General features: G+C 66.6%; 5 protein-coding genes. 2 read left to right on the top strand and 3 right to left on the bottom strand.

Translation table 11 applies throughout. The features are described from left to right. Positions 1-224: 224 nt before the first annotated feature. Positions 225-1,364 carry an NADP-dependent isocitrate dehydrogenase gene (icd, locus tag Q0K00_RS06145; RefSeq protein WP_297228088.1) on the bottom strand — a complete coding sequence of 380 codons (1,140 nt, stop codon included), beginning with the start codon at positions 1,362-1,364 and terminating at the stop codon, positions 225-227. Between the two features lie 42 nt (positions 1,365-1,406). Continuing rightward, the gene (locus tag Q0K00_RS06140; RefSeq protein WP_297228087.1) at positions 1,407-3,233 is read right to left on the bottom strand and encodes a cache domain-containing protein; all 1,827 of its coding nucleotides are present in this window, start codon (positions 3,231-3,233) and stop codon (positions 1,407-1,409) included. A 199-nt stretch (positions 3,234-3,432) separates the two neighbouring features. On the opposite strand from Q0K00_RS06140, the gene Q0K00_RS06135 reads away from it, so the two are divergent. Both Q0K00_RS06135 and plsY read left to right on the top strand, forming a co-directional pair. Further along, positions 3,433-5,595, top strand: coding sequence for a ribonuclease catalytic domain-containing protein (locus Q0K00_RS06135; protein ID WP_297228086.1), 2,163 nt, complete (start codon positions 3,433-3,435; stop codon positions 5,593-5,595). Continuing rightward, entirely contained in the window at positions 5,592-6,185 is a 594-nt protein-coding gene (plsY, locus tag Q0K00_RS06130; RefSeq protein ID WP_297228085.1) for a glycerol-3-phosphate 1-O-acyltransferase PlsY, read from the top strand. Before Q0K00_RS06135 ends, plsY begins: the two co-directional genes overlap by 4 nt. Positions 6,186-6,430: 245 nt before the next feature. On the opposite strand, the gene pbpC is transcribed toward plsY, so the two are convergent. Further along, positions 6,431-8,800: a penicillin-binding protein 1C gene (pbpC, locus tag Q0K00_RS06125; RefSeq protein ID WP_297228084.1), complete on the bottom strand. Its 2,370-nt coding sequence runs from the start codon at positions 8,798-8,800 to the stop codon at positions 6,431-6,433. Between the last annotated feature and the right edge of the window lie 81 nt (positions 8,801-8,881).

The raw sequence follows: 8,881 nt of genomic DNA, 5'->3' as shown, positions 1-8,881 counted from the left end.
TGTGCCCATACATTCCTTTCGGCAATCCATATTGCTGCCATTGTCATTTTTTACCTTTAATGAGTCCTGACCCTAGAACGCAAAGCGTTTCAAATTGAAAATGCAATGCCGGGAGATGCCCCAAGCTGGTCATCTCCCGGCATTGCATTGCTCCCGCCGGGCGGGCTCGTTCTGACTGCCGGAACGGCAGACCAGAAAGCCCCGCCCGCAGGTCATCTATGATCCTACAGCGCCGCGCCGATGATGTCCCCGAACTCGCGGCAGCCCACCACGCGGGAACCGCTGACCTGATCGGCAAGGTCCACGGTGACGGCGCGTCCGGCGATGGCCTTGCTCATGGCCGAGCGGATGCGTTCCGCCGCCGCCGCATAGCCCATGTGTTCCAGCATGAGCGCCCCGCAGAGGATGACGCTGCCGGGATTGGCCTTGTCCTGCCCGGCGATGGTGGGCGCGGTGCCGTGCGTGGCCTCGAAGAAGGCCAGGGAATCGGACATGTTCACGCCCGGCGCAAGGCCCAGCCCGCCCACCTGCGCGGCCAGCGCGTCGGAGAGATAGTCCCCGTTGAGGTTGGGCGTCGCGATGACGTGATACTGTTCGGGATGGAGGAGCGCCTCCTGGAACATGGCGTCAGCGATGCGGTCCTTGACCACCAGACGGCCGGGCACGGCTTCCTTCTCCGTGCAGGTCTGCGCGCCGAATTCGCGCGCCGCCACGTCATAGCCCCACTGGCGGAAGCCGCCTTCGGTGAATTTCATGATATTGCCCTTGTGCACCAGAGTCAGGGACGGCTGACCGGTGTCCAGCGCATAGCGCAGGGCGCGCCGCACGAGGCGCTCCGAACCGAAGGCGCTCATGGGCTTGATGCCCACCGCGGCGTCCTCGCGGATCTTGCCCACGCCGAACTCCTCGCGCAAAAAGGCGATGAGCTTCTTGGCTTCCGGGGTCTCGGCGGCGTATTCGATACCGGCGTACACGTCTTCCGTATTTTCCCGGAAAATGGTCATATTGACCTTTTCAGGATGCTTGACCGGCGTTTCCAGTCCGGTGAAATGGCGGATGGGCCGGATGCAGGCGTACAGATCCAGCGTCTGCCGCAGGGTGACGTTGAGACTGCGGCGGCCCGTGCCCACGGGCGTGCCCAGCGGGCCCTTGATGGCCACGGAAGCCCCGCGCAAGGTCTCCAGCGTGGCTTCGGGCAGAGGACTGCCCGTTTCGGCCTCGGCCTTTTCCCCGGCCAGCAGTTCCACCCAGTCGATGCGATCGTCGGATTCGCGGGCCAGCGCCGCGTCGATGACAGGCCGGGCCGCCAGCCAGATCTCCTTGCCGATGCCGTCGCCTTCTATCCAGTAAACCGTCTTTTTCATATCGTCGTTCTCCACATGTTCTCGATCTTCGGCCCGGCGGGCTTATTCCTCGTCTTCGGAGCGCACTTCCTGCTTGAGGGCCTGGGCCCGCTGCAGGAGCTGCTCGAGCTGGATGTCCGCGCCGAGCACGCCCACGATGTCGTCCCTTTCATTGGTGACGGCGCAGGAAACGGTGATGACCAGCTTGCCCGTGAACTGGGACTGGTACACGTCCATGATGTGCAGGTCCCCGGTCTGCATGGGCATCTTGAACCATTCGCGCTGCGAGAAATCATAGCCGATGGGCAGGGCCTCGTAGCGCTCCTTGTAGGCCGGGTCGGTGATGGTGGAGCACTTGAGCTTGCCTTCGGTATCCGTCAGATAGAGATACTGGATGAAGGGGAATTCCCGCGTGAAGGCGTCCAGACGGGCGCAGGCGTGCTGGCCGAAGTCCTGGAGCTCCTGCTGCCGCGAAAGCCGTATGATGAGATGGGCCGCCAGTTCGCCCGCCAGCTGCTTCATGTGGTCGAACTCGGTCACGAAGAGTTCGGGCATGAACTTCTGGGCGAGAGCTTCCATCTCGTCGTGGGACATGTTGGTGGTGCGGCCGTTCTCGTAGAGGGCCACGATGGCGTCGTAGATGCGGCCCACGGCGGGATGCTTCTTGGAGACCTGCTTTTCCGGGGGCAGACGCAGATTGACGTTGAGCCAGTAGGCCACGCCCGCGCGTCCGGTCTTGTCGGTGATGATGATGGGCACGGGCCGTCCCAGCAGACGGGTGGTGTCGAAGATATTGTAGATCTCTTCGTTCTTGGCCAGACCGTCGGCATGTACGCCCGCGCTGGTGGCGTTGAAATCGCGTCCCACAAAAGGATAATTGTAGGGGATGCGGTAATTGAGCTCCTTCTCGAAGAATTCGGCCACTTCAGCGAGGATGGTGGTATCGGCGGCGGCATCGTCCCCGGTGAGGGAGATGTATTCCACCAGCAGGGCCTCCAGCGGCGTATTGCCGGTGCGCTCCCCGAAGCCGAACAACGTGCTGTTGACCGCGCCGCAGCCGTAGAGCCAGGCCGTCACGCCGTTGACGAGCACTTTATGGAAGTCGTTGTGCCCGTGCCATTCCAGCCACTGGCCCGGCACGCCCGCCTCATCGGTGAAGGCGCGCACGATGCGCTGCACCGAGCGCGGCAGCCCGGCCCCGGGATAGGGCACGCCGTAGCCCATGGTATCGCAAAGACGGATCTTCACCGGCATACCGCTCTGATGGGAAAGCTCCATGAGCCGCTGGGCCAGCGGCAGACAGAAACCGTAGATGTCGGCGCGGGTCACGTCCTCGAAATGACAGCGCGGGATGATGCCCCATTCCAGCGCCTGTTCGGCCAGGCCCACATACATGTCCAGCGCCTGCTGCCGGGTCTTGCCGAGCTTCAGGAAGATGTGGTAGTCCGACACGCTGGTCAACATGCCGGTCTCGTCGAATTCCATGTCGCGGGCCAGCTTGAGGTCTTCCTTGTTGGCCCGGATCCAGGCCGTCACCCGCGGGAAACGGTAGCCGCGCGCCCGGCAGACGTCGATGCACTTCCGGTCCTTGGCCGAATAGAGGAAGAATTCCGAGGCCGTGATGAGCCCGCTCTTGCCGCCGAGGCGGTGAAGGAAGTCGAACATCCTGGCCACCTGCTTGACCGTATACGGCGGACGGGCCTGCTGGCCGTCACGAAAGGTCGTATCGGTGATGCGCATCTGCTCGGCCGGTCGCGGCGCGAGCAGCACGTCGTCAAAGGCGGTACGGCAAATGCTCGTATAGGGGAAAAGCTCCCGGTAAAGCTGGGGTTGCTCCACATCCTGCAACGGCAGCGGCCGGTTGCCGCTGGTCTGATAGATGATGCTCATGGCCTTCCTCTGCCCCCGTCGGGGCGGCTGAGATAATAAGGGATTCACCATAGCCGCTTCCTTGCGTGGCGTAAAGCCGTCCGCCATCCCCTCGCCGGCGGCGGGACTTGCCAGATTGGCAAAAATGCCCGATTATGAGCAGTTGGATTGACGGAAAAAATGTGCCGCGCAGCGAGCGCGCGGAGCGAGGGGAGGTCGTATGTCGTCATGTGTGCAGTATCCCGGTACGGGCTGCATTGTGGAATTCCTGGAAGGCAACGCCGTCCATCTGGCCCTTGTCATCGAGGATGGCGGGGGAAAGGTGCGCCTTCTCCTGCCCAACCGCCGCGAGACGCGGCTGGGGACATCGCGCCTGTTGCCGTGGGCCGGGCCGCAACTGCCGGGCCCCCTGCCCGGCCGGGAAGATGCCGTCCGCCTGCTGGAAGACTGTCGCAAACGCCGCGAAGCGCTGGCCGCCGCCGTCCCCGTGGCCGAACTCTGGGAGATGGCGCAGGGGGAGCTGGCCGAAGCTCCCGCCCAGTGGTTCGCTGAACTCTCCGGGAGCGATCCCGACGTGGACAGCATCGCGGCCCACGGCCGGGCCCTGCTCGCCTGCAAGAGCCATTTCCGCTTCCAGCCGCCCGTCTTTCAGATCTACGATGCCGAGACCGTGGAGCGGCGGCTGCACGAGCAGCAGGAACGCGAAGAGCGCGAGGCCCTCACCGTGGGCGGCGCGACCTTCTTCCGCCTGCTCTGGGACGTGGCCTGCAGGAAGCGTACGCTGCCTCCGCCCCCCGATGCCGAAGGGCACGGCGGTTCGCCGGAATGGCCCGCGCCGGAGGTGGCCCGCCGTCTGCGCAAGCTGCTGTTCGACTGCATGGCCGATCCGGACAATCAGGAGCACGACACGCTCTGGCGCATGTTGACCAAGGGCCTGCCCGACGTGCCGCATCTGCCCGTCCAGCTGCTCATGGCCTGGGGCGAAGTGCCGCCGCACTATAATTTCTGGTTCGACCGCGCCGGTTACGAGCCTGGCGATCACTGGTGGACCCGCTGGACGGACGCCGTGGAGGACTGCACACGCCAAAGCCGCGAAATGCCGCTGGAACGCTGCGATCTGCCCTTCGTCAGCATCGACAGCGCCAGCACCCGCGACGTGGACGACGCCTTTTTCCTGGAGGACGGTCCGGACGGCGGTTTCCTGCTGACGCTGGCCCTTGCCTGCCCGGCACTGAGCTGGCCCTTCGGCTCGCCGCTGGACAGGGCCGTGCTGCGGCGCGGCACCAGCATCTATCTGCCCGAAGGCGACTGCCACATGCTGCCCGAAACGCTGGGGACGGATGTCTTTTCCCTGCGGGCGGGCGAGGATCGCCCGGCCTTCTGCGTCCGGGTGGCTGTGGATGCGGAAGGTAATGCCGCCCCCTGCGAGGTCTTCATGGCCCGCGTGACGCTGGCGGCCAACCTCACCTACCGGGACACGCAGGCCGTGCTGGCCGCCCGCCGGGCAGGCGCGCCCCTGCCGGACAATCCGGCCGCGCCCTTTGCCGAGGCCCTCGAACGGGCCCACGCCTTCGAGCGCGCCCGGCAGGCGGCCCGTATCCGCAGCGGGGCCGTGGTCATGGATCGCCCGGAACCGTCCATCCGGCTGGAGGGCGAAGGCGTGCAGACCGTCGTGCATCTGGAGCCGGGCGAGAATTGTCCGGACAGCCAGTCCGCCGTGGCGGAAATGATGATCCTTGCCTCCGCCGCCGTGGCCGACTGGGCCGCCGCCCGGAGCCTGCCCCTGCTGCACCGCACGCAGGACGTGGCCCTGCCGCGCGAATATGCCGGGGTCTGGACGCGCCCGGAGGACATGACCCGCATCATGCGCGCGCTGGCGCCGTCCAGTCTGGAAGTGCAGGCTCGTCCGCACGCCGCCCTCGGCCTGCCGCGCTATGCGCCCGTCACCTCGCCCCTGCGGCGCTATCCCGACCTCGTGAACGAAGCGCAGATCGCCCACTTTTTGCAACATGGCGTCCCGCGCTGGGAGGCCGACGCCCTGACGGAACTGCTGGTCAACCTCAACGCGGCCCTGGAAGCCGCCGGACAGGTGCAGCGCTACCGCCCCCGCTACTGGAAGCTGCTCTTCTTCCGCCAGCAGGGCGACAAGGTCTGGTGGCCCGGCATCATCACCGAGGAAAACGACATCTTTGCCAACGTCAGCCTGCCGGATCAGGGGCTCTTCCTGCGCGGCAAGCGCAGGCAGTTCGACGAACGCGCCTGCCCCGGCACGGCGGTGGAAGTGCGTATCGGGCGGGTCAATCCCCTGTACAATGAGATCATGCTACTGGAAGCGCGCACGGCGGACTGCCGCCCCGCGCCCTATGAGGAGTTGCCTTCATGACGGAAATCTTTTGTCTCGCGCTGGCCTATGTGGCCGGATCCGTCCCGTGGGGACTGGTCATCGCCCGTGTCTTCTGCGGCGTCGATCCCCGACAGGGCGGCAGCGGCAATACCGGCGCCACCAATGTGGCCCGCCTCTGCGGTTTCGGCTGGGGAGTGCTCACCCTGGCCTGCGATCTGGGCAAGGGGGCCTTGCCCGTCTGTCTGGCCCTGCACTGGGGCCTCTCCCCGTTCTGGGTCAGTCTCGTGGCGCTGGCCGCCGTGCTGGGGCACGTCTTTTCCTGCTTCATGCACTTTCGCGGCGGCAAGGCCGTGGCCACGAGCATAGGCATCTTCCTGCCGCTGGCCTTCTGGCCCCTGTTCGGGGCCTGCCTGCTCTGCGTGCTGGTCATCTGGCGCAGCGGCTTCGTGTCGATGGGTTCTCTGACGCTGGTCAGCGCGCTGGTGCTGGGCCTGCTCTTCTGCGGCCAGTGGACATGGCTGCCCCTGGGCGTCTGCATCTGGGCCATCGTGGTCTGGAAACATCGGGAGAACATCGCCCGCCTGCGCGCCGGAACGGAAAAGAGCTGGCAGAAAAAACGTCAGGACTGATGCCGCCGCCGGTGGGAGGCGTCATGCCTTGCGAGCAAGGGGAACCGTTTTGCCGGACGGTTCCCCTTTTTTCGTGGGATGCGTCCTCTTGTCCCTGCCTCAGAGCATTTTCCGTTTGAAACGCTTCGCGTTCCCAACCATACGGCCTGGCGTTTCGCGGAAAAAACGCGGCCATTCCGCTTGGTTTGGGCCGAGCGGCGCTGTGCCGCCACCTCGCATTTTGCCTTTTTCAAAGGCAAAATGCTCTATGGCACCAGCTCGATACGGCAGATCTGCCGCGCGCTGCGGCCCTGATCGTCCACGGCGAGGATCTCCCGCCGCCCCGCGCCGTCAGGCTCCCAGAGGAAAGGCTCGCCGGGGGCCGCACTGCCCAGATAGACAGGCCCGGCGAACCAGTGGATGCGCCGCACGTCGGGCTCTGTAGCCGCCAGAAGGGGGATGCTGCGCGCCGTCCCGGAGAGCGTCCGGTAATAGGTCACGCCCTTCTTGGGCAAGAGGATGCGCGGCGGCGTCCCGGCGGACGGCACGGTCCGCTCCGTCGTTGCCGGGCGACACTGCGGCAGCCAGTCCGGCGGCAGCGGCTTGTCGATCCCGGCCTGAGCAAAGACCTTGCGCACGTCCGAGGGCCAGAACTCCCAATAGCGCAGCTCGGTCTCTCCTTCGCGCGGCTCGCAGGCCCGCAGGCCCGTGGCCTTGTCGATGAGCAGCGGCCGCAGGATGCCGCTGTCCCGCACCGGGGACACGCCGGGGATGAAGAGCGTTTCGGCCGTCTCCGCGCACCGGGATATGTCCACGTCGCCGGTGGCGGCGCAGACGGGCAGCTCCACCACATCGAGCCCGGCGCGCTGTCCCGCCGTCACGTCATGCAGGGGCCGCAGCGCCGCCAGCCCGCGCGCCACCTCCGTGAACAGCGGCAGGGCCACCTCCCCCCCGATGAAATACGGATTGGGCCGATTGTCGAAGTTGCCCACCCACACCACAAGGACATATCCTCCCACGACTCCCGCCGTCCAGGCGTCGCGGAAGCCGTTGGAGGTGCCGGTCTTGCAGCGCAGGGGCACGGGGCCGTCCGGCGTCGGCAGCACGGCGTCCTCCCTTTCCAGCATCCGCAGCGTCACATAGGCGCTTTCCGGCGACAGCAGACGGACGGGCGCGGCGGCGGGCAGATCGCGACGCAGGCGCACCGGCTGCCAGAGCCCCTGATTGGCCAGCATGGCATAGAGGGCCGCCAGCTCGCGCATGGAGACCTCCGCCCCGCCCAGCACCAGCGCAAGACCGTAGTGTTCCGGCGGACGGGGCAACTGGACGCCTCCCCTTTTCAGGAAACCGTACAGACCGGGCTCGGCAAGCTGCTCCGCCAGGATGATGGCCGGCAGGTTGCGGCTGGCCTTGAGAGCCGCATGGGCCGGAAGAGGCCCCCGGAACCCCCGGTCGAAATTTTCGGGATCATAGCCGCCGAAGGAACGCGGGCTGTCGATGAGCAGGGTCATGGGGTGGATCAGCCCCTGCTCCAGCGCCAGCGCATAGATGAAAGGCTTGAGGGTGGAGCCGGGCGAACGGCGGGCGCGGCTGCCGTCCACCTGCCCGTCGATGGTCGCATCATGGAAGTCGGCCGACCCGGCCAGCGCGCAGACCTGCATGTCCGCCGTGCGCACGAGCATGGCCGCCGCGTTGCGGATGCCGTAGGCGCGTCCCCGTGCCGTCAGGCCGGACAGGCGCTCCTCCAGCAGCCGCTGGAGATCCAGCTCGATGCCGGTCGCCATGACGCCTTGCGGCGCGGGCGCGCCGGGCTCGGCCAGCAGTTCCGCGCAGACGTGCGGCGCAAGGAAGGGCAACCGCGCCGCGGGACGCACCCGCAGCGGCGGCAGCGGGGCCTTCTCCGGGCCGCCGTCCGCATCTTCCGCCAGCAGGCGCTCCAGCCGGGCCCGCGCCGCGGCAAAGTCCTTCCCGCGCAGGGGATGACGCTGTACGGGATTCTGCGGGATGACGGCCAGCGCATGACTTTCCATGAGCGTCAGCCGACTGGCCGGTTTGTCGAAATAGATACGCGCGGCGGCCTCTATCCCCTCGATATTGCCGCCATAGGGCGCAAGATTGAAGTAGGCTTCAAGGATCTCCTGCTTGCTGTAATGGCGTTCCAGCAGCAGGGCCGTCCAGATCTGGCGCAGCTTGCCGCCGATGTCCGATGTCGTCAGGCCCAGCCGCAGACGGGCCACCTGCATGGTGATGGTGGAACCGCCCCTGCGGCGCTCCCCGCCCAGATAGGTGCCCCAGGCCGCCCGCAGCAGAGAGGGGACATTGACGCCGGGATGTGCCCAGAAGTGCCGGTCCTCGTAACGGATGAGCGCCTGTACGGCCTCCGGGGCGATGTCGTCCAGCCTGACCCGCAGGCGGAAAGTCTGATCCTCCGCCAGCCCCATGCGGAGGATACCGCCGTCGGCATCCGTCACCAGCCGGGCGAAAGGCACCCCGTCCAGCAGCGGGGGCGGCGGCAACAGGCCCAGCAACGCGTAGAGGAGCAGCAAGACGCAGAGCGGCAAACCGAGCCATGCCCCCAAGCGGAGCAGAAGGCGCGGCAAGCGGGAACCCAATGGCAGGCGGCGCGCTGCGGACATGCGACAGTCCTCTTGAACGTTTTCCGTTTGGTTTTGACCGGGCGGCGCACGGGCCGGACGCCCGGAGAGCGTCCGACCCGA

The organism is uncultured Desulfovibrio sp. (genome assembly GCF_944327235.1).
Classification (GTDB): domain Bacteria; phylum Desulfobacterota; class Desulfovibrionia; order Desulfovibrionales; family Desulfovibrionaceae; genus Desulfovibrio.
Note: the sequence above shows the minus strand (reverse complement) of the source record. Positions and strands in the feature narration are given on the sequence as shown.